Here is a 26,149-nt window from a genome sequence, read left to right on the forward strand (position 1 = left end):
GATTCAGTTTCCCGACGTTTTTTCTTTTTGGAACAGAACTAAACTTCCGTACGAGTGTTTATAGTACGTATCGGATATAGACCGCGGCGTATGATGAGAAACTTTTACATTCTTACCTTCTTATTTTTTGGGCTGTTCACCTCCTCCTGCGAGGAGACTGATATCACGCATGACAGTGACTTTGAAAAAAGCTTCAGTATGTGGCTTACTTTCAAAAAGAACAGCGGGAACTCGTATCGCTACACCGTTAATGGTGCTTCTTTGAGTGGTGATGTGACGGAAACAGAGATTACGGTCGAACAGGGAAAAGTGGTAGAGCGCGCTTTCAAATATTTGATGCTCAATAACCAGGACGGAGTCTCTGCTTCTGACAAAGAATGGCGGGAGACTGCGGCTGAAGTGGGGTCACATCATCCCAGTCAGGCTGCCGAACCTTTGACCCTCGATCAGATCTATGAGCGGGCAAGAACGAAGTGGCTTTTTAAGCGCGAAAATGTGAACACTTACTTCGAGGCTAAAAATAGCGGTTTGATATCCGCATGTGGCTACATAGACAAAGCGTGTGTCACAAATTGCGCAGATGGGATCGTTATCCGGTCCATAGAGAAGTTGTAGTGTGTCCGGTTTAAACTTTACCTGGCTGTGTGATGAGCTGGAAAAAAAGCATTCTCTTGTCAGTCAGCCGGCCTTTCAGTCTATTCATTTCTGCCGAAAGTTCTTCAGCTATCTCGGGCTGCGTTTCTTTTAATAAATCAATTGCCACGGCCTTCGTTTTAATACGCGCCTTCAGCTCTTCAATCTCTTTTGAAAGCAGCTCCTTTTCGTATTCAACCATTTCCAGAACCAAGATAAGCTGAACTTCAAAAATACGAAGGCGATGTTGATAATTTTTTGAGGAGAGCTGCGTAGAAATACCCGCTGGTTGCAAGTAGTTATATTTTACATTCAGGTGCTTCCCCCGGATTTATAAGTCTTGCAAAATGCGGAGCTTTGTACTAATCGTACAAGTCAAAGCGACTTGTCATCTACTTATTTACTTATGATAAAGGTATTATTAGCTTTCCCGGACCAAGTCGAACGAAAGGCAATCATGTCAGTGCTTGACCACGATGCACAGATTGAAGTGTTAGCAAACGGTGCCGATGCGAGTGAGCTCTTTTCTTTGGTTCAGTCGGCAATCTATCCCGATGTAATTGTTTTACAGCTTGACCTCGGTGACGAAAAAGACTTCAGTTTGCTCGGCAAATTGGCTGCGTTCTTTTCAAAGGCTAGATTGCTGCTTATTTCCGATAATGAAGACCCTTGTGTATTAAAGACGGCTCTTGACGCGGGCGCCCGCGGAGTACTGTCGCAGGATGTCTCCCCGGAGGAGCTTCGGTTTGCTGTCCATGGTGTAGCGGAAGGCAGGGAAGTCATTGGTACTTCACTAGCCTTAGGTCTGCTTAATAAACTCGCCGTGGAAACACCGGGCACATCTGATATATCGGTGCTGCTGTCGGAGCGGGAGCAGGAGATCCTGCGTCTGATCGCCGAGGGATACACCAATTCTGAAATTGCCGACAAGACCTTTACCAGCAAAAGAACGGTTGAAGGGCACCGAAGCAATCTGATCAATAAGTTTAAGGTTAAAAACACGGCCCAGCTTGTACGGGTAGCCTGTAACAGCGGGCATCTGAGGCTGTTGGCGGGCTAAATAAACATTTGCCCCAGGATGTGCGTTTTGTTCTTACATGAATAAATACTCACCTCTTTTTCTCTTCCTCTTAGCCTTAGTGCTGGGAACAGGGGCGTGTACTAACGCTCCCCGGGAGAAGCTTTCGGATCCGCATGCCGCTGGTGCCGGTTTTGATACTGCCAGGTATTCATTTAAGACCATAACCAGAGATGACCCTGACTGCGATAGCGCCGACAAAAAGGCTTGTCGTATCATTAACATTCGTTATCAGGTCTTTGATGGCCATCCTGCTCTCAACGACTCAGTGAATAGAAAGCTTCTTGCCGTATATCCTTTTGAAGAAACGCCATTGCCATCCAAAACCACCATTGAGGAGCAAGCCGACCGGTTTATGAAGCAATATGAGGAGTTCAAGAAAGAGCCGTATTCGGCCGGCCGTCGCTACGAGCTGACAAGCAGTACTGAAACGCTGACGGAATCGCAGAACCTCCTGACTTTGCAGCTTGACGCGTACACGTATAGTGGGGGTGCTCACGGAGCTTCGTTCAGAAGTTTCATCAACTACGATATCGCCCAAAAGAAGGTGCTTTTGCTGAATGATGTTCTGAAAAACAATTACCGCGATTCACTTCTGCAGGTAGCCGAGCGTGTATTCAGGAAGAATGAAGGGCTCGCGCAGCATGGGCCGCTTCCCAAAGATGCCTACTTTTTTAAGGACAACAAATTCGACCTTAGTAATGCATACGCCTTTACTCCTCAGGGAATTTTATTCCTTTATAATGAGTACGAAATCAAGCCTTATGCAGCGGGGAGAACAGAGTTGCTGGTGAAATATGGGCTCTTAAAAAATTTACTCAGGCCGGGCACCGTACTTGACCAGTTCCAGAAGTAGGCGGGTAGTACTTAGGCCTGATTACCGCTGCTTTCATTAGCGCAAAAAAATAAGGCCCAGTATACTAATTTCCGATGTTTTGCGTTACGAACTTATCGGATATACCGTTAACTGTCTATGAAAAAAGGCTTCTTCCTGGCGCTGTCTGCACTAAGTGTGCTCTTCTTTTTTGCCTCGGCGTGTAAAAAAGATCGGAATGACGCACCTCCTCTAGCTGACGCTGACCCCGGGCAAAACAAGTACCTTATCACCACATCCGATGAAAAGGTGCTTAAAGTTGACCCTGATGGCGGTAATTTCGAAGTTGTTTATTCTTTTGATGCCGGCAACAGGGCTAGTGGTTTTGACTACGATAATGGGCGCGTTTACGTGGGCGACGAGAAAAATACCATCAATTCAATCGATATTAACTCCAAAAGTACAGTATGGCGCGTTCCTTTCCTCATTGAGGAGCCTTTAACCGGCAGCCGCGTGCAGGTGGTCGTTAAAGAGGGGACCGTTTATACCATTGGGTATTCAGGTTTATTGGCGGCTGTTGATGCTGCCGGTGGACGACCCTTATGGACCTATGTGGTTAATCCTGGCTTTTCGGAGGAGCAGAACCTGTATTATCCGACCCTTATGAGCGTGGTGGGCGACAGAGTGATGGTAGGCTCTGCGAAAACCGACCTTCACGGTGAAGAAAAGAACTCCGTTCACCTGCTGGAGCGGTCGACAGGCAGGATGATATGGAAGACGGAATTGGTGGCGGGCCGCCGCTTAACAGGCGCTGTAAAGGTTTCCGGAAATACGGTGCTGATCCCGCAGCGGGATCTTACTGCAATAGATGTAAGCGGACGGGTCCTCTGGAATGTGTCAATGGGAGACCCGCTTGAAGGGGCCGGAACTCCAGTCGTAAGCGGCGATAAGGTCCTTGTTCATGGTTGCAACTCGGGTGGATCGGGCGGAAGGCTCTTTTGTCTCAGTCTTTCTTCCGGTAAAAAGCAATGGGAGATAGAAAGCGGCGCCAATATCGTAAGGCATTACACACCCACGGTGATCGAAAATAAGTACGTGGTTGGAATGATTGAAAAAGGGACTGAACAGGCTCCTTTGGCAATTCCATTCATGGCAAATATTGGTAACGGCAAGAAAGTATGGGAGAATGCGGCCGTCCGTGTCAAAAGCTCTGGAGTTTACGCCAACAGACGGCTCTTTTTTTACGGCGAGGAACAGGAAGGCAGCAACCGCAAGGGGCTGATGTGCCTCGATGCTGCTACCGGAAAGTTCCTGTGGGTTAATGAAGCCGTTAGCGGTTCTTCTAATGAAGATGCTGTTATGGTGGCAGAAAATGGAGTTTTCAAACCCGCTGCGCAGGAGACCGACCAGAACTAGGAAGTACGGTTACCTGCTAAGTCATTTGAAGGCAACGGAAGCCGAGCGATTGCAGTAATCGTTCAATGTGCTGGGCGGAGACGGTCCATGAGACTACCCGCAACACCCTGTCGCTATCCTGAAGATCGACAGTCCATTTCTTGATGCCTGCTACCTCTGACAGGACCTGGTGTACTGTTCCCACCTGTGAGGGCGATGAGAGGTCTGTTGAAAATACTAGGATCTTTTTCATTACATCTATTGATTAATCTATTCTGCGTCGGGTTTACTTTCTTCCGGGCCGGACTGGCCCCTTCTGAAAAATGAAGCTCTGGGATCACCTTTTCCCCAGTGTTCGCACCAGTCAAACTCGCGCATTTTCTGACGAAACTTCTCCCGTTCTTCGGGGCTGAGATTCCTGAGACGCTCCTCCCGTTTGTGCCTCAGGCGGTTCTTCAATCCGCGCGGGCCTCCGCCTCCAAAACCGAAGAGGATCTTGCATAAGATGAAGATGCCTGCAGCCTGCCAGAAGGTGATGGGCTGGACATGCAGAATTTCGGGCAGCAAGTGGTTCCATAGCTGCATGACGATGTAAGAAATAAGCGCCAGGAAGGCGGCAAACGCGATGGGGAAGAAAATGAAACGGCCTTTGAAAAGTATTTTTTTCATGTCTTTATGATTATTAACTGTTTGTTATGTCGAGATATAGTTGCCGAAGTCTCTGTCGCAGGTGCAATACTGCGTAACGCTTTCTGGAAACCAGGGTGGCTACCTTCATGCCGGTGACATCGCTCATCTCCTGGAAGGACATGATCTCAATCTCGTGCCAGATGAATACTTGTTTCTGGTCCCCGGGAAGCTCATCAAGTGCAGCGAAGAGCCTGTCCCAGAAGACAGTCCTGAAGTACTCCGCTTCCGGATCGCGGTCGTCTGACATGAGGATATCCTTAAAGTCGAGTGTCTCGTCCTCCGGGTCGTAAGAGAACAGGTCGTCAAGGAGGCTCTCCGATTTTTTCTTGTGCCTGTCGATGATGCGGTTCCTTGCCACCCGGTAAAGCCAGGCTCCCGTTTGTTCTACGGGCACGGTATTCACGAGGCTGCTGAACTGATACCATACGTCCTGAAGAACGTCTTCGGCGTCTTCATCGCTTTTGACCCGTCGCCTGATAAAGCCGAGCAGGTTCTTCCCGTACTCGGTGATGGCACGCAGGACGGTGCTGTTCTTTTCCTCTGGCATGTCAGTAGCGATCAATTTCTAACTCGTTTAGGGATTAAGACGAGCGAGCGGGCAAAACATTTTAAACTATTTTCAAAAATACTGTAGTCTAATCAGCATGCTGTTACGAAAGCATCAGTTATTGGACATGGACGAGCAGGATGACGCGAAAAACATAAAGGACGTCTTTTGCTTTTAAGTTAGCAGCACTGTACTAGCGGGTGATCTGATCTGTCTGGCAGTCGGCGCTTACTTTATTATAAGCTTAACTTTTCGGATTTACTCCCGTATAAGGATAATCTTGAAAAGTACATCTTGCAAGTGGGTGGGTTGTTTTCCAAGTCAGTCCTGGTTCGCCGGACTCCTCGTTGAGCTATAAGGCAGAACGGCGATTACAGGCAAATTTCGTATATTGTCTATAAGGTTTCGATTTTCAGGATAAGCCCATGTAAAGGAATCGGGAAGGAGTGTTAGATGGTAGAGCTAAAAAAAGTAATATGAAATTTAGTTATTTTAGCATAATCGGAGTGTATGTAATCGTAAGCCTGATTTGGATCGGATTTAGCGACATCTTATTGCACGTCTTTGTCCCTGAGCACTTAACAGAAAGCTTTATTCTGCACCTTGGAAAGGGCGCCTTATTTGTGGTAATAACGGGCGTCCTTCTGAATATACTTATTAAGAAGAAGGAGCAACGAATTAAAGCTTCCGAAAGTCAGTTTAAGTCCGTTTTCCTGTCTAATACTACCCCCTTGTGGATCTATGATAAGCAAACATTAAAGTTTGTTGAAGTGAACAATGCAGCCATTGCTACCTACGGATATAGCAGAGACGAGTTTTTGTCGATGTCCATCCTTGATATACGTCCTCCGGGTGAGAGAGCGAGGCTGCTCGCCTCTGTGAAGGACGCACCTTACTCGTTTTATTCGTCAGGATGGTGGCAACATACGAGGAAAAGCGGCGAGATTTTTATTGTTTCTATATCCTGCCATTCAATTGTATTTGCGGGTGCCGACTGCGAGATGGTGATGGCTATCGATGTGACGGAAAAAGTAGAACAGGAGGCAAAGTTACGCTCAGCATATGAAAATGAACGGAGACTGACGGAGGAACTAGAGCGAAATATGAAGATTGCGAAGCAATCGCAGGAAGAGAACAGACGGTTGGCGGAGGTCGTGAAGAAAGTGAACAGTATGGTTGTTATAACTGATGTAAGTGGCGTGATACAATGGGTAAACGACGCTTTCTGCCAGTTTACAGAGTTTAAAAAAGAAGAAATTATAGGTAAAGATACGCTGTTCCTGCATGGGCCCGAAACGGATACCAGAATGCAGGTGGAGATGATGAGTGTGCTCAGAGCGTGTGGTGGTGGCGTTTTTGAAATGCTTAACTACACAAAGAGCGGGGAAAGATACTGGGTAGAACTAAATATCTCTTCGATTTATGACTCTGAGCATCGCCTGGAAGGATACATTAGTATACAAAACGTCATTACGGAACGGAAGGAAAAAGAATCGAGAATTAAAGAACAAAACGCCGTTCTTGCTCAGCTGGCGTGGATGAACTCTCATGCCCTTCGAAAGCCTGTTGCCTCTATTATTAGCCTCGTGGATCTGTGTCAGGAAATGCATTCAACCGAGGAGCTAAAAGAGATGCAGGGGCTTATAAAAAAGTGTACGGTTGACCTTGATCGCAGTATCAGAGAGATTGGCGCGGAGATTAATAAAAATCAGCTCAAAGAACCGGTCATACGTCCCGATAAGAGGAATTCTGCGTCGGCCTGAAGCAGAACAGAAACTTACAAAACGCACAAGGGCCCAAAAAACGGCCCTTGTGGGTGCTGAAAAAGCAACTTATTCTACGTCTAGTCTTCCTTCGATTGTGTCGTCGAGGGTCTTGCCTAATACAGCTCCGGCTGCCTGCTTAAGGAAAGCAACGGCTTTGTTGTTCTTATGATCCCAATAATACCCCTCAGAGGGTTCTACTTTAATTACGGAAATCCTGGGATCATCTTCTCCCTCTGTAAACCAGGTTTTCAGAGTTGGTTTCCAAAGTTCTTTAATCTTTGCTTTGTCTTTACTCACTTCCGCGATTCCGTAAATATTCAAAAAGTCTGAGTATGATGAGCCCTGAAAAAGCAGATGGACAAAGGGATCGCGGCTTAATTCGTCGTTTTTATTACTGTCGTCGGAGCTCAGGAACCAAAAGTTTCCAGCATCGTCTACCTGTAGGACCGTCATCGGCCGGGTGGTAAAAGGAACTCCGGTTTTAATGTTTGAGCAAAAAAAGCAGCTGGCTGCATTGTCGGCCAGGGCTTTCATCTTGTTTATTGCTTCAGCGCCCTCTAAATGTTTCAGATTGTCTTCGGGCTGTTGTTGATTAATGCTATCCATAAATGTGAAATGTACTTATTAAACCAACGGGAGCGTTTTTGGTTTGACCTGACGTTCGTGCTCAAGTCCCCACTAGGTGTATACTTTTTACATCCGGGAGGAAATAAAGTGCTTCATCTGCTCCACTTGCTCGTTGTGGTCTCTTACCCACGTCGCTGCAGCCGCATCCCAGGTCTGACTTATGTAATATGCAAATGCGGTGGTATGACCAGCGCTATAGATGCCTGAATAAAGGGGGATTAGTTTGTCAGACAGAAACCCGTCGGGAGAGGATGGAGCGCTCAGGTCGAGGTTACGGAAAATCGAAGCGAGCTGGGCCGAAAACAGCGCTCTTTTGGATGCATTCTCTGGCTTTGCTGATGCTATAGCTTTTGATATTACAGCATTGAGTGCAAGCGATTTCTGATCGGGTACCGTGGCAGCTGCTTTAGATTCTTCTTTTAAATTGCCACCCCGAAGGATGCTTTGAATGTTGTTGTACGACTCCTGTGCGAAAGGCCCGAATGGATCGAGAAATAAGAAGTGGCAGAGTCCGAGGAGGGCAGCCGCTCTTTTGTTTTGATGGAAAGAGACTAGGGCGTACAATCTGAAGCTGGCGGAATGTGAGTGGTTCAGGATCACTGATCGCACCGCATCGGTTTCAGCTTGCTGATATTTTTGTGCCCGGAAATAGGCTAGCCCCCGGCTGTAATACAGATCCTGGTTCAGAGAATCGAGCTCTATGGCTCTCGTGTAGCACGTTACAGACTTCTGGCTGTTCTTCTGTTTATCATAAATTCCTCCAAGCAAGGCAAATGAACTGCTCAGAACGGCAGCTTGTTTAGACGAGATGGTGACTGCTTCAAGGTACGGAATGGCCTCATTTTCACGCCCCGTATTGTACAGACAGAAAGCTATCTGATACTTTGCATTGATGTTGTCTGGTCCTATTTTTAATACCTCCTTAAACTTTTGTATTGCTGCTTCGTATTTGCCTGCCTTGTTTAACTGACTCGCCTCTGAAGAAAGCGTTGCTGCATCCTGTGCTTTTATTTTTCCAAAAGGCAAGGTTAGCAAGATGAAAAGTAAGACTGCGTGATTACTCATAAGTTCCTGACGTAAAAATACGAAAGTCTTTAGGAGCGCGCGCGGCAACAATAAAATATCGGGCCATAAAAAAAGCCCTGTCACGATGGGCGTAATCAGGGCACCTAAACCTTATCTAACACTGTTTACGCCGCAGTATAAGAAAGGTTGCAGGAAAATTATTTTTTCTTTAAGTCTATCTGTTTATTGAGCCGACTGGTAATTTTTAGGGCCACAATGAGATCGCTTCGCTAAGTTTAATTTGTCACAAACGGCTTTTATCTAACTTTCATTCCCGTTTGCGAGCACAGCCCATGAGTGTGTTCTTGTCCGTCCTTTTTGTAGTCGGATATCCGGTTGAAATTCCAGTCATTGATCCTTTAAAAGAAAGATGACAGCATGTCTGGGGGAGTTGCTGCATTAGAACGCCTCATTGAGTCCTAGGAACAGACCTCTGGCTCCGTATTTTCCGAAAGCGTAATCCACGCATAGGTTGGTGCGGGTAGCTTTGTTGAATAATATCCGCAGACCTGCTCCTCCTGCCGGCTGCCATTTTTCGAAGAGCTTAGTCCCTAGTCGGTCATTAGCCGTTTGAATATTAAAGAAGCTAACGCCGCTCAGAAATTTATTGCGGGTAATGGGAAAGCGATACTCCAGCTCGGAGTAAAAGTATTGAGGCCCCTTGAAGTAGGTAACCGTATATCCTCTGCCGCTTCTTCCGTTTGGGTCTCTGCCGGTGCCGGGCAGTTCAAGGTAGGGGAGGACGCCGCTTAGCTGGTAAGCTCCCCAGTTCCAGAAGGCGAGTACATGTTCAGGGTTGCGTCTTGAAAGGCTCCAGTATTTGCGAAAGTCTGTGGTAATCTGCATGGCGTTTTTTGAGCTACCCATCCATGTTTGGTTAGTACGAAGTCCGATGTCTGCATGCACGCCCCGATAAGCCCTGTTTTGATTATCTCTGGAGGTGTATTGTACATTGAAGAGAAAGCCATTTGAGGTATAGTCACTTCTGTCAAATCCATATCGGTGGCTATAAATGTCGAAAGGTGTGCGCTCGCCCTCCTTCCTTCTCTCCTTTATACTCTTTCTGATGTCAAACGAAACGCCCGCTCCGATGAACAGGTTGTCCTGTATCTGCTTATAAACTTTTTCCCGGAGAATATAGTATTGGGCGCGGAGCACGCGGGGTGTTCGTTCAGGATTGCTGAGTATCTTGTCTTCTTCACTCTCGCCCGCCGCTTGTCCGATACCAAGACCGAAGTCTGGTGTTACCGTTCTGGCCGCCACAAGACTCCCCTGTAAGTTCCACTTATTCCCCGGAGTGAAAACGTTATGACTCAGATAGAAGTATACGATGCCTTTAGTAGTGATTGACGCTGAAGTGGCGGCAACTGACATGAGCGTATTCGGGTTATGACCCAGAACCCGGCCTGCTACTGCTTTAATACCAATTTGCGCGCCGATACTGGGGTTATAAGCTACATTTGGCATGGGTGTAATTCCTGAACGTTTTCTCAGGGAGTCGGGTTTGTTTTTAGGGTGGATAAGCTTGCGGATAAGATCTGCCACGTCATATTGCCGGTTGATATCTTCACCGGGCTTCAAAGATTTCCTTCGGCTACTGCTCAGGGAATCAGCCTTAAGAGAATCAGCCGGCGCAGTAACCTGGCCAGACAGAGGGAGGCAAAAGACCAAAAGCAGGATAACGAGAAGGCCTGCGGACCACCGCTTACTTCGGATCCAGTTGTTTTTGATAGACAGATGTATAGAATTCAAATTATTCTCTCTTTTATTTGCTCGCAATAAGCTGAACCTGAGAACAGGGCAAAAAGTTTTTTAAGGCTGTCAGGAGAAGGAGGTCGCCTTCGACCTGATAAGCTGTGAATTGTTTATTTGCCTTCTATCTTACGATCAAAGCGGCTGAAAACAAGCCTAAGGGATAGGTGTCGGGCGCTGTACAAATAGCGGGAGAAAAAATACGTGATATAAATTGTAAAAATACCTGAAACAAATGGTATTTGTACCTGTTGATCAAAGGGTGAAAGTTGGTTTTACATAGAGCAAAACAGCCGGGAACGCATACCGGCTGTTTTCGTTTTACACCCAGCTGTTGTCGTTCTGCCCTCCCTGCTACTTCTGTTGGACAATGGTCAAAACTTCTCACCGGTTAAGCCTTTGTGACTTTTTTTAATACCTTCGTCGCCCGCATTACCGGGCAGATAATACTATGTCATGAAGAAACTCTTATACGGCATCGATTTCGGAACCACTAACTCGGCCCTGTCTGTCTTCGATGAGGAGCAAAAGGAAGTTATCACGACGATTATCATTCCATCTCTTATTTATTTCCCTGCCGGACTGAGTTCGTCTTCTGCATCTGAATATGTAGTTGGCGAGCGTGCGGTAGAAGAATATCTGAAGGATGGGATGCAGGGCAGGTTCATTAAGTCAGTAAAGCAGATTCTCTCGCGCAGCACGTTTTCCGAGACCCGCATTCATAACCGGCGCTATAATGCATCAGATCTGGTGGCTATCATCATTAGTGAGCTTAAGAAAAGGGCGGATCTGCTCATGGGGCAGGTGTGCCAGAAGGCGGTGATCGGACGGCCCGTTTTTTTTGATGACGACGACCAGCAAAGGGACACGCTTGCGCAGAGCCGCTTAAGCAAGGCAGCTGAGCTCGCCGGCCTAAGAGAAGTGCGCTTCCAATTTGAGCCGATCGGTGCGGCCTTTGCCTACGAACGAGCATTAAAGAAGAAAGAACGCGTGCTGGTGGCTGATTTAGGCGGCGGAACGACTGACTTCACTTTTCTTACGCTTGATCCGGACAGGAAAGACCGCTCAGACCGTCAAAAGGATGTTCTTGCTACAGGCGGGATCTACATCGGTGGCGACAGCTTCGACTCGTCGTTTATGTGGGAGAGGGGCACGCCTTACTTCGGGAAAAATGTGCAATATCAGGGAACTTCAGGCAAAGTTCTTACCGTTCCCATGTCCTTGTTCGCTCATATCTGTACCTGGGACAAGATGAACTTCTTTAATAGCCTCAGGGTCAGGAAGGATATAGAAGATTATTATTATTTCTCGGGTAATAATCCAAAGTTCAGGAATCTGATCACGTTAATTGATAACAATCTCGGCTATTCCCTGTTCCGCGAAATTGAGAAGACTAAGATCGCTCTCTCACAGACGGACAATGCGCGGTTTCAGTACGCCAACATGGGGATTGAAATAGGGGAAGATGTTTCGCTGGAAGAATATAATGGGATTATTGAGAAGGATGTTCGCCGGATAGACGATTACCTGGAGCGGTTCCTCACAGAAAATGCTATTAAAAAGGAAGCAATCGACGGACTTTTTCTCACGGGTGGGAGCTCACTGGTGCCAGCAGTTCGGGCACTTTTTAAAAAGAAATTCCCTCAAGTAAGATTGCACTCCGGTGATAACTTTATCAGCGTGGCCAAAGGACTTGCCTATAGCGGTTATCTGTTCGAACACTAAATTCGGCGCCACTTTTATATTTTTCTTATCTTGGAGAAGTCTTTATACATCTAATAAATAAGTTATGGAATTTGGTATAGGCATGTTTGGAGACTTGCCTTTTGACAAGAAATCAGGAAGATTTATGGCTGAAGACCAGCGGCTGTCTGAAATTGTAGAAGAGATAAAGCTTGCTGATGAACTGGGGCTCGATGTGGTCGCACTGGGCGAACATCACCGTCCAGATTACGCTATTTCTTCCACCGAAGTAGTGCTTGCTGCCCTTGCTACTGTTACTAAGAATATTAAGCTGGCAAGTGGAGTAACAGTGTTAAGTTCTGCTGACCCGGTAAAAGTATATCAGGATTATGCCACACTCGACTTGTTATCGAAGGGCCGTGCGGAAATCATTGCCGGACGGGGAAGCTTCACAGAGTCTTTTCCTCTGTTCGGTTATGACCTCTGGAATTATGATGAGCTGTTTTCAGAGAAACTGGATCTTTTACTAACGCTGAACCGTGAGGAAGTAATAACATGGGAAGGCAAATTCAGGCCGTCACTGAATCAGCAGTCCGTCTATCCGAGAGCTCTGGGAGGACGGGAAATCCCGGTATGGCTGGCTGTAGGCGGGACTGCACAGTCTCTTCAGCGGGCCGGCGTTCTGGGACTTCCGCTTATGCTTGCAATTATCGGAGGGATGCCGGTTCAGTTTAAGGAAGCCGCAGAATACTATAAAAGAGTTTATCAGCAGAGCGGGCATGACATGAGTAAGATGCAGCTCGGAATACACTCTCATACTTTTGTGGGAGAGTCGTCTGCTTCGCTGGTCAAAGACTACTTTCCGCTGTATGCGGACCAGATGGATCGTGTTGGACGCTCGCGAGGATGGCCTCCCTATACGCAATTACAGTTTGAAGGAGGAATGAGTACGGAAGGCGCACTCTTTATGGGAGAGCCTGAGGCTGTGGCTGAAAAGATCCTTAAAGTTATTCAGCTCTTCGGTCTTACGCGCTTTATTGCTCATATGGACGTGGGTGGCCCATCGCATGCTGACATGATGCGGTCGATCGAGCTTTATGCAACCAAGGTAGTTCCAGCAGTAAAAAAGGGACTTGCTAAGGAAACAACTGAGCAGGGCTAAATCTAACATTCCACTGAGCTTAAGCAGACGGTGAATTTGCCAGAAATGGATAAGACCCGGATCCTGACTGAGGGAGTACGGGCCTTATTCGGTTATCCCTGATAGAACTGCATGGAGGCTAAAACCCGGCGAAGGTCGTCCTGCGCTCTTTGATGAGATTTCATTAAGTAATTGTTTCCCATAACTGCCGTAATTTATCCTCCATTCCTTATCTTAGGCAGCTGAAACTATGATTTACATCTACTAGATTTATGGGAACTGCCAGGGGGTATACATCTGCCTCACTGACCGGAATCCCCGGGGTATTCTAACATGTTTGATTTGTTTTCAAAGGGATTAGCCAGTCCCGTTGTGCTGCTTGGCGGCACAGAACTAAAGATAAAATATGCAAACGAGGCCGCCCGTAAGGTATTGGGACTACCCTCAGACTTGCAGGATGCCTGTCTGGATCGCTTCCTTGGCGATCAGAATCCTTCGCTTTTGCAGTCTGTGCAGGGGGTATTTGAAAGCGGACTGCCTGCTAACAGGCATGATGAAAAGCTAAGTTTAAGAAGGGACGGCGAAACGGTGGAGCTCTTCATCAGCTATTCCTGCACTCCGCTTAGCCGCGCAGAAGGAAGGGAGGCGCTGCTGGTTATCTCTATTGAACAGAAGAAACAGGAGACAGGCGGGGAGAACTCCGTTCTGGCCTTTCTCAACGAAGACGACTGTGTCTTTCGGAGGCTCTGCTACTTCGAACTGAACCTGAAGACCCGCTTGGTGCGCACTGTTCAGAAGGAAATTGGGAAGGCTCCGGTCAGCAACACTTTCAGCCTGGCAGAGTTCCTGAATAAGGTCGTGCCGGAACATCGGTCTTTCGTTGAAGAGCAGTTCTCCAGGGGAATTGAGCAGGGAATTCTCGACCTGGTATGTCCTGTTCGTCAGTCGGACGGAAGTGTCCACTCGATCAAAGTAAGTGGTTTCAGCAGGAGCGCTGAACTTGCCGGTCCCCCTGTTTTTGACGGCGTGTTCGCCGATGTCACAGCAGAAAAAGAAGTTGAGGAAAAACAAGCCCGCCTGGCTGCAATTGTAGAGAATACGGACGACACGATCCTGAGTAAGACGCTCGACGGAATTATTACAAGCTGGAATCCGGCGGCTGAAAAGATGTTTGGATACAGCGAGCAGGAAGCTGTGGGCAAACACATTTCTCTGATCATTCATCCTGAGCGTCTTCACGAGGAGGACGACATCATTTCGAGCATCAGAAGCGGTAAAAAGGTAGACCACTTTGAGACGGTCCGGATGACAAAAGACGGGCAGCGCATCCCAATATCGCTTACTGTGTCGCCTATCAGAGACGCAGAGGGACGGGTTGTCGGTGCCTCAAAGATCGCCCGCAACATTACCTTGCAAAAGGAGGCTGAAGAAGCCGCGAAACGTTACACCAAAAGTCTTGAGATCATTAATTCGATGATCAGGACAGTATCCGATGAGTTGAACCTGAAGAATATCTTGCAAAAGGTCTCCGATGCAACTACTCAGCTTACAGGCGCTCAGTTCGGGGCCTTTTTTTATCATGCTACAAGGAGGGAGGACGAATCCTTTCAGTTGTATACCGTTTCAGGTGTTACGCCCGAGCGTTTTAAGAACCTCGGCCCTGTTCGGCATACACCTCTGTTTCATACAACCTTTACTGGTACCGGCGTGGAAAGGTTGATGATATCACCCAGGACCCGCGATACGGACAAAACCCGCCTCACCACGGAATGCCGGAGGGCCATCTCCCAGTTGTAAGCTATCTGGCAGTGCCAGTCGTATCAAAAGATGGCGATGTAGTGGGAGGATTGTTTTTTGGCCATCAGGAGCCGGGGAAATTCAGGCCCGAGCACGAAGATATCGTCACCGCCATAGCAGCTCAGGCGGCCATCGCACTCGATAATGCCCGTCTATATGAGGAGGTCAAATGGCTCAATGAAAAAAAGATGAGTTTATAGGACTGGCGAGCCATGAGTTAAAGACGCCTCTGACCAGTATAAATGGCTAGCTGCAGATATTGGACAAGCTTCTGGACGATGAAATGAAGAAGAAGTTTGTCGGAAAGACCATCCAGCAGGTAAAGAAGCTGTCGGGACTGGTGGCTGATTTACTCGACATCTCGAAAATTGAAGCCGGCAAGCTGCAGCTCAGCCTAAGTCCATTTGACCTGATCGACATCCTGCATGACGCTGCCGAGCTCATTGAACATTCATCCAGCAGTCATCGCGTTGTGCTCGAAAGCCAGGTCGATCACCTTCAGGTTTGGGGGGATGCGCAGCGTATCGAACAGGTAGTGATCAACCTGCTCAACAATGCAATCAAATATTCGCCTGCTGCAGACTGGGTCGGCATTTTTGTAGCCGTCGGCGAGGATGAGGTCACCGTATCGGTGGAAGATCGCGGACCAGGAATTCCGGAAGATAAGCTGCAGCTGATTTTCACGCGTTTTTACAGGGTGGAAGGACTAAATCCGAACATTTCAGGGCTCGGCATAGGACTTTACCTTTCTCAGGAAATCATCGCCCGGCATAATGGGAGGATATGGGCTGAGAGGAAGGAAGAAGGGGGGCGGTCTTTCGGTTTACCCTCCCGCTTACAGGATCATAAGGGCTGCTTTTCGATTTTTAGGTCTTTGCTGTCGCGTTCAGGTTTTACGTCCCGTATTGCTAATATGAAAGGATGCTAGCCTGGAGTTATGCACCGCTTTCTTTCAAAGAACCTATTAATTGTAATGTATGAAATACCTGCCTCTATTGTCACTTATCGTTGTGCTGTTCGCTGCTTGTTCGAAGGAAGATGGCTATGGCCCCCGAAACCTGAAGAACGGACAGGAATTGGAGTTACTGGTAGATCATCGCTATGGATCAATCAACCAAACGCTGCTGCTGCTCCCGGAAAAGCAAGATGCGGAAATGTCTCTTCATTCCTTCAGCGAAAGGGAGCCGGGGTATACCTATAAGGTCAAAGCCCGTATGGTTGTTGAAAAGAATCCGCCACAGGACGGTTCTGCCTATTATCTGGAGTTTTTGAAGGTTCTGTCGAAGGAAAGATACGAAGGAAACGAGCCTTTTGACATCGCCCTTTTGCAGGCGCCAATACCAGGCGGCCCTACTATCGTTCTTCGTAAGGAAGCTGAACGTTATTATTTCCTGAACGACAAGATTGAGCTCACCAGCAGCTCCGCGCAGGTTCGGGATCAACTGGAGGAAATCTTGCAACATGCTGATTACCTCAGGCAGAGCTGGCAAAAGCCGGGTAGTCAGGCCGAATTGAAGTGGAGGACGATAACGGCTACAGTTACCCACGACCCCGAGAAGTTCGGAAAAGCCTATCGTGTGCAGTCCATTAAATTTGTAAACAAATAAAACCAGGTACGTTTCGGGCAAAAACATGAAACAACTCTTTCTAAGCCTTATCTTTATTGTTTTGCTGACGACGGCGCACGCTCAGCAAAAGCAGGAAGTCAGTGATCGATTCCTGAAACCTTACGCCAGGTACATGCAGATCGACTTTTCTGCCGGTACTAATCTTGATATGATCAGTGAACAAGATACGCGCGCTGGTTCTTCATTGTTATCAGCACGGTCGTCCGGATCCGCCCCCTTTGTTAAGGCTACCTTTTCGCACTTCCCCTTGAGGAGAGCAGGATGGTACGGCTCTTTTCAAATAAATTTTTATGACGAAGAGAATACGGGATTAGTTAAATCGGGCCTTATTGAAGAAGCAATGACTGCTCTTTTGAAAGGGATGACGGGGCCTCTTACGTCTATGCACGCGTCTTACGATCTCGGGGTGATCTACCGTATCGAGCACAGCAGATGGCGATTGCACCCAAAGGCCGGACTGGGGCAGTTCGGTTATCTAATGAAGAAAGAAGGATATAAAGCCAATAATGAGTGGAGGCTTACATACACTCAGAAAGCAGAGCCTTTATGTCTGAATCTCGGAGTGTCTGGTAGTTATTTCATTTCAAGGAGGGTTTATCTGGCGAGTGAAGTGCAGTATCAGAAGCCGCTTCAGGAGTCGAAAGCCGAAGTGCTCTACTCAACGGGTAATACAGAAACATCCAAAGTTTCCAGACGAATATCAACAGCCGGGAGATGCGTTAATATTGGCGTCGGCCTGGGCGTCCTTATCAGCGAGTAGCTACTCCATATCAAAATTTCGAATCCTCCTGACATACCCTTGTCACATCCCCCTGATACTTTTGGCGCAACTAAGTATAACATTAAAATCAAGCGTTATGAATATTATCACAGGAGCTTCCGGACAGATTGGATCATATGTTGTAAAAGAGCTCGTCAGGATGCAAAAGCCGGTGCGCGCCATCGTGCGGAGCCCGGAAAAAGCAATGCAATTTGAAAAGGAAGGAGTGGAGGCCGGTGTTGCTGACCTTCAGGATAGCGAAGCTGTAAAGGCAGCGTTTGAAGGTGCCACCACCGTCCTCTTAATGACTCCGGAGAACCCTGCATCTTCCAATGTAATAGGTGATACGATAAGGATCATTTCTAATTACCGGGACGCTATCAGGGCAGCGGATATTAAACGGGTCGTTGCGCTTTCGTCTGTAGGCGCGCAGTACCGCGAGGGTACAGGCAACCTCATTCAGTCGCATCTGCTTGAGGAGATGGTGCGGGAACTTGATATCGACTATGTGATCATCCGCCCTTCTTATTACTTCAGCAACTGGCTCGCCTATCGCGAACTTGCTGCTCAGGATGGTGTCCTGCCTACTTTTTCCCTCCCGATCTTCGCATGGAGATGCTCTCGCCCGCCGATGTTGCCGCTTTTATTGCCAGCGCAATTGCCGACACCGCAATGCACGGCTTGTATGAACTGACTGGTCCCGAGGACTATAGTTCAAATGATGTGGCAAAGCATTTTTCCCGGATCGTTGGACGCGACGTAAGGGCTGCAGAGATTCCTGCTTCAGAATGGGAAAAAACGCTGCGATCGGCAGGCTTCTCTGACGATTCGGCCCATAATCTCGCTGCGATGACTCAGGCGGTGCTGGACGGAAAGACTGCTCCTCAGGGGCCTGCCCCTGTTAAATTGAAGACCAGCCTTGCCGACTACCTGTCCTCCCTGGGATAGGACTTGTCATTAAGGATATAAGGTATTAAAGTAATACGCCGGTCTGCGTTGTGCGCGGACCGGCGTATATTGCAATGTAAAAGGGGAAGACCTGGCTGTCCTTAAACTTGATGGCTGACCTGACTGTCCGCTGAAGCCTTAGCGTCTAGAATCCGGTCAGGCGCTTTCCGTTAACAGTGACATTCTCCAACTTCACACCTGAATAGCTGTTCTTCAGAGCCGGGTCTGCCGCCTCCGCGGTCATATTTTGAAAGCGAATGTTTTCCACCCGGTCAGAAGGATTTCCCTCTAGTTGCCCTACTTTATCACATTTCACATTGATATTAGAAAAGGTAACATTACGAACAGTGCCAAAGGGCTTCTCTGTACTCCCTGCCATGTCGAAGAATTGTTTCCATGGACTGAGCCTGACGATTGAGCCGCAGGAGCCCGTAATGTTGTCGATCGTAATGTTTTCAAAAACCTGGTAGGTATCGGGACGCATTTTAAAGTTGACGATAGGCGTTTTGCTCTCCACCTTGCAGTTGCGCATGGTGATGTTGCGGGCGAAAATACTTTCACTACCGAAGGTGAGGGTTGCATGTGCCAGTCCAAAGGTGCAGTTCTCGATCAGTACGTCTTCCACTGGTCCATTTTCAGGTAATTGATGCGCGGTCGGTCCCTTTCCTCCTTTAATGGCAATGGCATCGTCATTAACGGAAATGTAGCAGTTACGTATGGTTACCTTCTTGCAGACATCAATATCAACTCCGTCTGTGCTGGGAGCCGGTACAGGGTGATAGGGCGAGCGGATGTCACAGTTCTCAATCAGTACGTTGTTGCACTGGTAGAGATGGGTGGTCCAGAACCCTGCGTTCCGCATCTTTACATCCTGTATTTTAACGTCATTGCAGCCCCAAATGAAAATGAGCCTGGGGCGATGTACGTCCAGATTTGTTGCAACCTGCTTCAGTACTTTCATGGAGTCGCGGTAAGCCCAGAAGCTCTTCCAATATTTAAGTCCGTTTCCGTTAATCATTCCCGGGCCGGTGATGCTAAATTTATTGACGCCTTTGGCGTTAACCAGGGCAGCGTAATACTTCAGCTTTCTGCCTTCCATTCGTGAGGGCAGCAACGGGTAGTCGGCAATATTGTCTGAACCTTTCAGTACCGCGCCCTCCATTAAACGAAGCCTCGTATTTGCTTTGAAGAAGAGTGCGCCGGAAAGGAACACTCCTTTCGGGATCACAATAGTACCGCCCCCTTTTGCATGTGCTGCGTCAATCACTTTTTGGATTGCTTTTGTGTTCAGTATTGTGCTGTCGGCTTTTGCACCGAATTTTGTGATAACATAGTCCTGGGCCTGTATAGAAAAAGCCGAGACAATAAAGGATGTTAATAAGAGTAGTTTTTTCATATACCTAGTTAGCCGGCCTGTCGTACAGATCTTATTCCTCTGCAGGAACAGACACTTAAGTCTTTGGTTAATTGAATTCGCTCCGCGAATGCTTTCGCCAAATATAAAAGAGTCGTCCTGTTTAACTGTCCTGTACTATCAGCGTGGTCAGCGAGGTCGGCTTGCGCTGATGCTGTTGGCGGTTATAGCTTTCAGCCATCAGCTTTCAGCTTTTTGCCTTCGGCCGCTGTTGGCTGTTGGCTATTGGCTATTGGCTTTCCGCTTGGGCCTTCGGCCGCTGTTGGCTGTTGGCTATTGGCTTTCCGCTTTCCGCTTGGGCCTTCGGCCGCTGTTGGCTGTTGGCTATTGGCTTTCTGCTTTCCGCCTGGGCCTTCGGCCGCTGTTAGCTGTTGGCTATTGGCTTTCGGCTTTCGGCTTTCCGCCTGGGCCTTCGGCCGCTGTTGGCTATTGGCGGTTAGCTATTAGCTTTCCGCTTTCTGCTTTCCGCCTGGGCCTTCGGCCGCTGTTAGCTATTGGCTATTGGCTTTCGGCTTTCTGCTTTCCGCTTTCGGCTTTAAGCTTTCGCCTTAAGCCGGCTTTCCGCGTTAACGCTCCTGCTGCTCAGCTCCCAGAAGCCGGGTGATCTTATAGAACAGCTCCGTGTTCTGGTAAACACCGGCAAATTCATCGGAATGGGGACCGTAGGCAAATACGGGCACCATGATGTTCGTATGGTCGTTAGTGCTGAAGGATCCGCTAACATAGCCCGTCTTTTCGTTTGCGTCGAGGAGGGAGAGACCACCCGTTTCGTGGTCAGCAGTCACCACCACCAGTGTTTCTCCGTCTTCATCAGCAAAGCGCAGGGCTTCGCCGACAGCTTTATCAAAGTCAAGCAGTTCAGTCACCACGTAGGGAAGATCGTTGGCATGACCGCCGTAATCAATCTGAGCTCCCTCGGCCATGATAAAAAAGCCTTTCCGGTTCTGATTCAGCAGCGAGATCGTCTTTCTGAGCATTTGCTGAAGAGTATTTCCGCGGCCATTCTTTACCGGCCTAAGCGATGAGTCGGGCAGGAACAAGACCTGTCTCTTTTTTACGGAAGAGAGGAAGTTGCCCAAAGAATAGTGTACCTCGTAACCCTTAGCGTTTAATTCACTTGCATACCCGTTTCGTTTCCTGGCGTCCCGGTAAGGCCCTGGTAAGCCGCCCGCTAATATGCTCACATGACTGGTAAGAAAGTCGCGGGCTATTTGCTCCGGCCATGACCGGTCCGGCTGCGAAGCATAGAACACCGCAGGCGTTGCATCCGTGACGTCGCCTGTACTGATGATCCCCGAGAGTTTTCCCAGGGGAGCGAGCAGGTCGGGAATCTTTGCCAGCGGTTTCCCTGAAGTGTCAACACTAATAGTGGCGTTATTTGCTTTTTTGCCTGTAGCGATTGCCGATCCTCCTGCACCTGAATCGGTGTTTCCTGAGTTGGCAGCTTCCGTCCGTGAAAGGCCCAGTACGGCCATATTCGCAATGTTAAGATTGCCATGGTTCGCTGATAGTCCCGCCTTTACCTGTGCCAGGCCCATCCCATCTCCGATAAGGAGAATGACGTTCCTGACCTTTCTGTTGCTTCTGTCGCTTTTAAAGGAGGGACGGTAAACAGGAGCAGGGTTGTTCAGTGAGTAAGTAGTAAGGGGAAGGCTGTTGGCAAAGCTGTTCAGAGCTTCAGGCTGATCAGTATTGATCAGGTCGACGCCCATTTTTCGAAGTTCTATCCAGGTGTTCGGACTGTCGTGCGTGGCCCAGAACCTGAAAGGTTTGTTTTGCCGGTGTGCCCGTTCTATAACGGCAATCAGTTTTGCTTTGTCTGCTGCAAATGGGGTGCCTTTCCCATTCCATGCCGTGTAATTCTTGATATCATCGCTGATCATGGCGATTCGCTTCAGCTGTTCGTCAGTGTATGAAATATGAGGTCTTCCGTCGAAGAACAGCATCGGGTGGATCCTGGCAAACATCGCCGGTGGAGGCGTGTCGCCGCTCAGGACGATACGAACGGCGTCAGGGTTTTTGTGAGCATCGAACACGTCGCCGTAGGCTTGCAGCTGCCTCAGCAAAACCGGTATCACTTGAGGCCAGTTTTCTTTGATGTCTATCACCAACTGCAGCTTCTTTTTCGGGTCGGCAAAAGCGTGGCCTCCATGCTTCCTGTACATGGCTGCTGCCGGCCTCAGATACAAAGAATCGAGCGTTTGTCCGGCTACAATTTCTTCCAGGGTGTGGGCAATCATCAACTTCCCCTGCTGCAGAAATATGTCCGCCTCGATGGATTCCATGTTGGCGTAATAGGCTCGGAGAAACGGAATATTTTGCTTGTAGTCGTTATGACTATGCCCGGAGAAGGATACAGATGCCTGGACTTTCTTTTCTCCGAACATCAGCTTTTCCAGTGCCTGTGTAGAATCCTGCATGGTCCGGGCTGAAATAGCCCGGACAAAAAACAGGAACAGAATCGATAAAAAGGATCTTCTCATTCTATTTCAATTGCTTACCAGCCTGGTGTCTCCTCACGTCTTTCAGTTCGTGGGGACTGAAATTAATGTGACGGAGGTAAGCTTGTCTGCGTATCGCCGGTATAGTACTTCGAAAGCTTCCCTGCCCTTATTCTCTTGTAATAACAGCAACAGTTCCCTGTCGTAAAGGTTGCTTATCATACACCGGCAAATAAAAAGAAGCAATGTTAAACCAGTGTGAGCTGAAAATTAATGTAATGTTGGTGCTCTCCTTAAATTTGAATTACGCCCCTTATCCGCTACAGGCCAGACTGAGGCCGTGAAGCGAATGAATCGGTTGCCCGACCACGATTGCATCAGCAATATCACAGCCTACCCTGGACTCGTCAGTGCCGCTTTTAATCTGTGCCGGATGATCGTTTCCTTCACAAAGGAGGGAAGCAGCGTGTTAAGAATGGCAATTGTGCGGTTTATCGCTCCCGGAATTACTTCCTTTTTCCCTTTCAATAAGCCCTCAATAGCCTGGCGCGCCACCACCTCTGGCTCCAGAATGCTGGCGGCAGACAGCCCCCGCAGAGAGTGGTTCTGTACCAGCAGTTCGGGCTTTGTATTGATACCGCCCGGGCTGAGCAATGTGATGAAGATGTTTTTTCCTGACTGCTCCAGCTGCAGGCAGCGGGTAAAATAACTGATAAAGGATTTCGAAGCGCCATAGACCTGCTTTCTCGGTACTATAACATGTCCGCCCAAACTCCCCACGTTGAGCAGATACGAGCGGTTTTTCGGACTCACCTGATCCAGAAACAATCGTGTAAGTAATACCGTACTGGTAATATTGAGGTCGATCTGTTTCTTGTAAAAATAAATGTTCTTTTCCTCAAACCACGACCAGTTCCCCAATCCTGCATTGTTAATGAGCATATTGGCCCTGACTTTATTCTTCATCATCCAGGTGAAGATCTCCGGTAGCTCGCCTGCAAGGGTAAGATCCACTTCCCGGTACCAGGCATTCACTCCAAAATTTCGCTCAATGTACCTGCTCAGAGCAGGCAGGCCGCTGCCGGGAAGGGAAAGTAATACAAGATTAATACCGCGCGAGGCTAGCTCGAATGCGATCGCCTTGCCAAGTCCTTCGCTTGCTCCTGTTACTATTGCTGTGTGCTTTCTCATAGTTCACTGGTTTTAATATAATCTGCAGTTTTCTTTAGACCCTCATGAAAGGGCGTGATACGATATTGAAGATGGGTCATTGCCTTTTGGCTGCTGTATTTCTGATCAAAGTTGAGCCTGTCTGCAAACTCTGGCAAGAAAACCGGAGAAAGTCCGGTTAGCCTTGCCCTGGCCGCTTCGACGTGACTGAATGCTTTGATCACTTTTTGCGGGATGCGGAACAGCTTTGAGTGTACTCCTGTTACTTTGCTCAGCGTACGGAAGAACTCATTGAAGCTGATGTCTTCGCCCCCGAGGATGTACTTATTGCCCGTTTTACCCATGAGCATGGCCGCTATGTGGCCTTCCACCACATCCTGAAGGTAGGCGTAATTGGCAACGGCCTCACCGCTGCCGGGAATGATCCTCCAGGTGCCCCTCAGATAGCCACTGATCATTTTGCCAACCGTATTACTGCCTGTGATCGGTCCCTCGCCGTACACGCGGGAAGGGTAGACCGTCACTATGTCCAGTCCCTGTTCAATAAATTTCTTTACTTCCAGGTCGGCCAGATACTTGGTGCGCTCGTAATGAATGGGGAAGCCCATGATACGCGGATCTTCCTCTGTCATGGGGTGTTTAATGGTTGGACCAAGAACGCCGCAGCTCGATGTGTATACCACCCGTTTCACCTTTTGTCGCAGAGCGCAGTCAAGGACGTTACGTGTTCCGGTCACATTAACAGAGTAGAACTCCGAAGCGTCGGGTACCCACATTTTTGCCAGGGCCGCCGTATGATACACCTGACCGCAGCCCCTCATTGCCTCTGCCAGACTGTCTATATCATTAATATCTCCTTTTACCGGCCTGACGTTCTGATGCCGGGGCACCAGAGGATGCATGAGATTGCGGCACAAACCGCGTACTTTGAATCCCTGCCCGGCAAGGCTCAGGCATAGCTGTCTGCCAATAAAACCGCTTGCCCCGGTTACCAGTACCTGTATTTCGTTTTCCATAATTATTTTTAAATAAGATCCATTTGAACGCTGTATAAGGAGTGGTGGATATCCACCCGGTAACAGACGCCGTTTCTGTAGTAGTAGTCATTGTAATTGCTGCCGGGAAGGTCTGCCCGGTAGGTGTGCGGGGCTATCTTTTTCAGGTTGATCCACTGCTGGAAGTTGTCTGAATAAACCCGTCTGATATTAAGGGGCTCCTGATAATAAAGCATCATCATGTTATAGGTGATGGGCGTCTCCAGTTTCTCCGTCTTGCTATCCGACAATAGCTCGTAGCCGTTTTGCGAAATTCGGGTCACCTTGCTCTCTTTCTCCTTTCCGTTCACGCGCCGTGATACAGAAGAGTACAAGAGCCTGCCCTGTCTGAAGCATGCGTAGTCGGTGCTCTGGACCTCAATGTCGATCAGGACTTTTGTTTTTACTTCTGAACTGATTTTTAGCACGAGCTTGTCGCCTTCTGCGTACTGTTTAAATTGCATGCGACCGACTATCTTACCTTTATGCTTAATCTCGTAAATGCTGCCCGTCTCACCAGCCGGGAGCTGTCTGCTACACCCCAGAAGGAGTATCATGATCAGGAGTGATTTTTTTCTAACAGAGCCTATGAAGGCGAGCCCTCTCCACAGAGAGGGGAGGAGGTATTTACGTGAGATCCAGATAATGAGAGCAATGATCATTAACCTTTGTATTTACACTAAATACATCTCTTCATGATCGTCCCCCTACGTACTCGGTGAAAGAATTTTTAGTTGTTCTGCTCAGACCTCTGAAAATACTGCTTTCTCTCTTAACAGACCCTTTTCTGATATTGCTTCGGGGTGATGCCAAACTTCTTTTTAAATGACTGGATAAAGCTGCCGGCGTTCTGGTAGCCAATCTCCCAGGCAATCTGGTTGATGTTCATAGAACTGCTTTTCAGAAGTGTCAGGGCGTAGTGCAGCCTGCAGTTGCTGATATATTCAAATACGGTACAATGATAGTTCGCTTTAAATCCGCTTTTCAGCTTGAACTCATTAATAGCAAACTTTCGGGAAAGTGCAGCCAGAGAATGACTATCCAGAAAATGCTGGTCGAGATAATGTCTCAGTTCCGAAAACCGTTCGTAGTCCGCCTTGCTGTACTGCCGCTGCCCGCAGCCCCTGCTTGTGTCGATCATAACGGAAATCAGCTCCAGGAGCTTGCCGTTCAGGAAGAGGCCGCGCAGGTCTTCCGGCATATCGTTGTTCAGTACATCGGCCAAAATATGTCCCGCCCTCAGGTTATAACTGAGCCCCCGCGGATAGAGGGATAAGGGCTTGCCGTCTTCCATTTGACGGGCAAGATCTTCAGCTGAATGACCCGCGGCAAGGGAGAGCAGACGAAGCAGATGTTCCTTTCTGACTATAAAGGCAAGGTATTCGTAGCGGCTTTGCCTTGGGAAATGGAAGTTCGACTGAGGCTCTTCGCAGAAATACAGGTTATGCTGTCCTGTTGTTAAAGGATGCTGTCCGGTGATCCCTTTAATACTGGCGTCCGATTTGCCTGTCAGTTGAAAGTGTATGCTTACATGGGTCTGATCGCTGAACTTGTCTACATAAACATCATCTTCAAAGCTAGCCTTAAAATGCAGCAGGTCAAGGCCTCCGCTGCTCTGATGGTCGATATCATAATTGAAGATCGTCCTCTTGCCGGGGCTTGCGTTTACAGATCCGCAGAGGGAGCCCGTTTTAAATTCACGCGTCAGGATTTCTTTAAAATCAGCGCCGTCTATCCTGTAAGCCATTCTCAAATCTCCATATTTT

At 48.2% G+C, this 26,149-nt stretch carries 27 protein-coding genes; 14 read left to right on the plus strand and 13 right to left on the minus strand.

Going from position 1 to position 26,149, the window contains the following annotated elements; all coding sequences use genetic code 11:
* The first annotated feature begins 90 nt into the window (after positions 1–90).
* Complete coding sequence (locus ACES2C_RS14285) at positions 91–615, plus strand: hypothetical protein (protein WP_374163759.1); 525 nt, start codon at positions 91–93, stop codon at positions 613–615.
* A 10-nt stretch (positions 616–625) separates the two neighbouring features.
* Here the strand turns inward: ACES2C_RS14285 and ACES2C_RS14290 are convergent, their stop codons facing one another.
* Positions 626–835, minus strand: a complete 210-nt coding sequence (locus ACES2C_RS14290) for a hypothetical protein (protein ID WP_374163760.1) — start codon at positions 833–835, stop codon at positions 626–628.
* 204 nt (positions 836–1,039) lie between these two features.
* Here ACES2C_RS14290 and ACES2C_RS14295 point away from each other — a divergent pair, with 204 nt between their 5' ends.
* From ACES2C_RS14295 to ACES2C_RS14305, 3 genes are all read left to right on the plus strand, one after another.
* Positions 1,040–1,693, plus strand: a complete 654-nt coding sequence (locus ACES2C_RS14295; RefSeq protein ID WP_374163761.1) for a LuxR C-terminal-related transcriptional regulator — start codon at positions 1,040–1,042, stop codon at positions 1,691–1,693.
* 37 nt (positions 1,694–1,730) lie between these two features.
* Complete coding sequence (locus tag ACES2C_RS14300) at positions 1,731–2,567, plus strand: PdaC/SigV domain-containing protein (RefSeq protein ID WP_374163762.1); 837 nt, start codon at positions 1,731–1,733, stop codon at positions 2,565–2,567.
* A gap of 117 nt (positions 2,568–2,684) precedes the next feature.
* Positions 2,685–3,941 carry a PQQ-binding-like beta-propeller repeat protein gene (locus tag ACES2C_RS14305; RefSeq protein ID WP_374163763.1) on the plus strand — a complete coding sequence of 419 codons (1,257 nt, stop codon included), beginning with the start codon at positions 2,685–2,687 and terminating at the stop codon, positions 3,939–3,941.
* Positions 3,942–3,957: 16 nt separating this feature from the next.
* Here ACES2C_RS14305 and ACES2C_RS14310 read toward each other — a convergent pair whose 3' ends face one another.
* From ACES2C_RS14310 to ACES2C_RS14320, 3 genes are read right to left on the minus strand one after another with little or no spacing between them, the layout of a single operon-like run.
* Positions 3,958–4,173 (minus strand): hypothetical protein, encoded by a 216-nt coding sequence (locus ACES2C_RS14310; RefSeq protein WP_374163764.1) that lies wholly within the window; start codon positions 4,171–4,173, stop codon positions 3,958–3,960.
* 17 nt (positions 4,174–4,190) lie between these two features.
* Positions 4,191–4,589 (minus strand): hypothetical protein, encoded by a 399-nt coding sequence (locus ACES2C_RS14315; RefSeq protein ID WP_374163765.1) that lies wholly within the window; start codon positions 4,587–4,589, stop codon positions 4,191–4,193.
* 13 nt (positions 4,590–4,602) lie between these two features.
* Entirely contained in the window at positions 4,603–5,172 is a 570-nt protein-coding gene (locus tag ACES2C_RS14320; RefSeq protein ID WP_374163766.1) for an RNA polymerase sigma factor, read from the minus strand.
* A 461-nt stretch (positions 5,173–5,633) separates the two neighbouring features.
* On the opposite strand from ACES2C_RS14320, the gene ACES2C_RS14325 reads away from it, so the two are divergent.
* Complete coding sequence (locus ACES2C_RS14325) at positions 5,634–6,920, plus strand: PAS domain S-box protein (protein ID WP_374163767.1); 1,287 nt, start codon at positions 5,634–5,636, stop codon at positions 6,918–6,920.
* 69 nt (positions 6,921–6,989) lie between these two features.
* Here ACES2C_RS14325 and ACES2C_RS14330 read toward each other — a convergent pair whose 3' ends face one another.
* From ACES2C_RS14330 to ACES2C_RS14340, 3 genes are all read right to left on the minus strand, one after another.
* The gene (locus ACES2C_RS14330; protein ID WP_374163768.1) at positions 6,990–7,529 is read right to left on the minus strand and encodes a pyridoxamine 5'-phosphate oxidase family protein; all 540 of its coding nucleotides are present in this window, start codon (positions 7,527–7,529) and stop codon (positions 6,990–6,992) included.
* Positions 7,530–7,616: 87 nt separating this feature from the next.
* Positions 7,617–8,615 (minus strand): tetratricopeptide repeat protein, encoded by a 999-nt coding sequence (locus ACES2C_RS14335; protein ID WP_374163769.1) that lies wholly within the window; start codon positions 8,613–8,615, stop codon positions 7,617–7,619.
* A gap of 399 nt (positions 8,616–9,014) precedes the next feature.
* Complete coding sequence (locus ACES2C_RS14340; RefSeq protein WP_374163770.1) at positions 9,015–10,367, minus strand: hypothetical protein; 1,353 nt, start codon at positions 10,365–10,367, stop codon at positions 9,015–9,017.
* Positions 10,368–10,823: 456 nt separating this feature from the next.
* Between ACES2C_RS14340 and ACES2C_RS14345 the strand changes: the two genes are divergently transcribed.
* The 9 genes from ACES2C_RS14345 to ACES2C_RS14385 all read left to right on the plus strand — a co-directional run bounded on the left by ACES2C_RS14345 (position 10,824) and on the right by ACES2C_RS14385 (position 18,324).
* On the plus strand, positions 10,824–12,092 hold the full coding sequence (locus ACES2C_RS14345) for an Hsp70 family protein (protein ID WP_374163771.1): 1,269 nt from the start codon (positions 10,824–10,826) through the stop codon (positions 12,090–12,092).
* A gap of 64 nt (positions 12,093–12,156) precedes the next feature.
* Positions 12,157–13,212: an LLM class flavin-dependent oxidoreductase gene (locus ACES2C_RS14350; RefSeq protein ID WP_374163772.1), complete on the plus strand. Its 1,056-nt coding sequence runs from the start codon at positions 12,157–12,159 to the stop codon at positions 13,210–13,212.
* A 312-nt stretch (positions 13,213–13,524) separates the two neighbouring features.
* The gene (locus ACES2C_RS14355; protein WP_374163773.1) at positions 13,525–14,988 is read left to right on the plus strand and encodes a PAS domain S-box protein; all 1,464 of its coding nucleotides are present in this window, start codon (positions 13,525–13,527) and stop codon (positions 14,986–14,988) included.
* Positions 14,916–15,188: a GAF domain-containing protein gene (locus ACES2C_RS14360; RefSeq protein WP_374166959.1), complete on the plus strand. Its 273-nt coding sequence runs from the start codon at positions 14,916–14,918 to the stop codon at positions 15,186–15,188. The genes ACES2C_RS14355 and ACES2C_RS14360 overlap by 73 nt, the downstream gene beginning before the upstream one ends.
* 59 nt (positions 15,189–15,247) lie before the next feature.
* Positions 15,248–15,916 (plus strand): sensor histidine kinase, encoded by a 669-nt coding sequence (locus ACES2C_RS14365; RefSeq protein WP_374163774.1) that lies wholly within the window; start codon positions 15,248–15,250, stop codon positions 15,914–15,916.
* A gap of 49 nt (positions 15,917–15,965) precedes the next feature.
* Positions 15,966–16,595: a hypothetical protein gene (locus ACES2C_RS14370; protein WP_374163775.1), complete on the plus strand. Its 630-nt coding sequence runs from the start codon at positions 15,966–15,968 to the stop codon at positions 16,593–16,595.
* A 25-nt stretch (positions 16,596–16,620) separates the two neighbouring features.
* A complete protein-coding gene (locus ACES2C_RS14375; RefSeq protein ID WP_374163776.1) occupies positions 16,621–17,376 on the plus strand; it encodes a hypothetical protein in 756 nt (251 codons plus the stop codon).
* Between the two features lie 97 nt (positions 17,377–17,473).
* Positions 17,474–18,070, plus strand: a complete 597-nt coding sequence (locus tag ACES2C_RS14380; protein ID WP_374163777.1) for an SDR family oxidoreductase — start codon at positions 17,474–17,476, stop codon at positions 18,068–18,070.
* A complete protein-coding gene (locus ACES2C_RS14385; protein WP_374163778.1) occupies positions 18,049–18,324 on the plus strand; it encodes a hypothetical protein in 276 nt (91 codons plus the stop codon). Before ACES2C_RS14380 ends, ACES2C_RS14385 begins: the two co-directional genes overlap by 22 nt.
* Before the next feature lie 145 nt (positions 18,325–18,469).
* Here the strand turns inward: ACES2C_RS14385 and ACES2C_RS14390 are convergent, their stop codons facing one another.
* The 6 genes from ACES2C_RS14390 to ACES2C_RS14415 form a co-directional block, all read right to left on the minus strand.
* The gene (locus tag ACES2C_RS14390) at positions 18,470–19,720 is read right to left on the minus strand and encodes a glycoside hydrolase family 28 protein (protein ID WP_374163779.1); all 1,251 of its coding nucleotides are present in this window, start codon (positions 19,718–19,720) and stop codon (positions 18,470–18,472) included.
* 584 nt (positions 19,721–20,304) lie between these two features.
* Positions 20,305–22,221, minus strand: a complete 1,917-nt coding sequence (locus tag ACES2C_RS14395; protein ID WP_374163780.1) for an alkaline phosphatase — start codon at positions 22,219–22,221, stop codon at positions 20,305–20,307.
* Between the two features lie 351 nt (positions 22,222–22,572).
* Positions 22,573–23,370, minus strand: coding sequence for an SDR family NAD(P)-dependent oxidoreductase (locus ACES2C_RS14400; protein WP_374163781.1), 798 nt, complete (start codon positions 23,368–23,370; stop codon positions 22,573–22,575).
* Positions 23,367–24,365, minus strand: a complete 999-nt coding sequence (locus tag ACES2C_RS14405; RefSeq protein ID WP_374163782.1) for an NAD-dependent epimerase/dehydratase family protein — start codon at positions 24,363–24,365, stop codon at positions 23,367–23,369. The genes ACES2C_RS14400 and ACES2C_RS14405 overlap by 4 nt, the downstream gene beginning before the upstream one ends.
* A gap of 8 nt (positions 24,366–24,373) precedes the next feature.
* Complete coding sequence (locus ACES2C_RS14410) at positions 24,374–25,045, minus strand: DUF6134 family protein (protein WP_374163783.1); 672 nt, start codon at positions 25,043–25,045, stop codon at positions 24,374–24,376.
* A 110-nt stretch (positions 25,046–25,155) separates the two neighbouring features.
* Positions 25,156–26,130, minus strand: coding sequence for a helix-turn-helix transcriptional regulator (locus ACES2C_RS14415; RefSeq protein WP_374163784.1), 975 nt, complete (start codon positions 26,128–26,130; stop codon positions 25,156–25,158).
* Positions 26,131–26,149 lie beyond the last annotated feature (19 nt).

Source organism: Arcticibacter sp. MXS-1, assembly GCF_041902385.1.
GTDB lineage: Bacteria > Bacteroidota > Bacteroidia > Sphingobacteriales > Sphingobacteriaceae > Arcticibacter.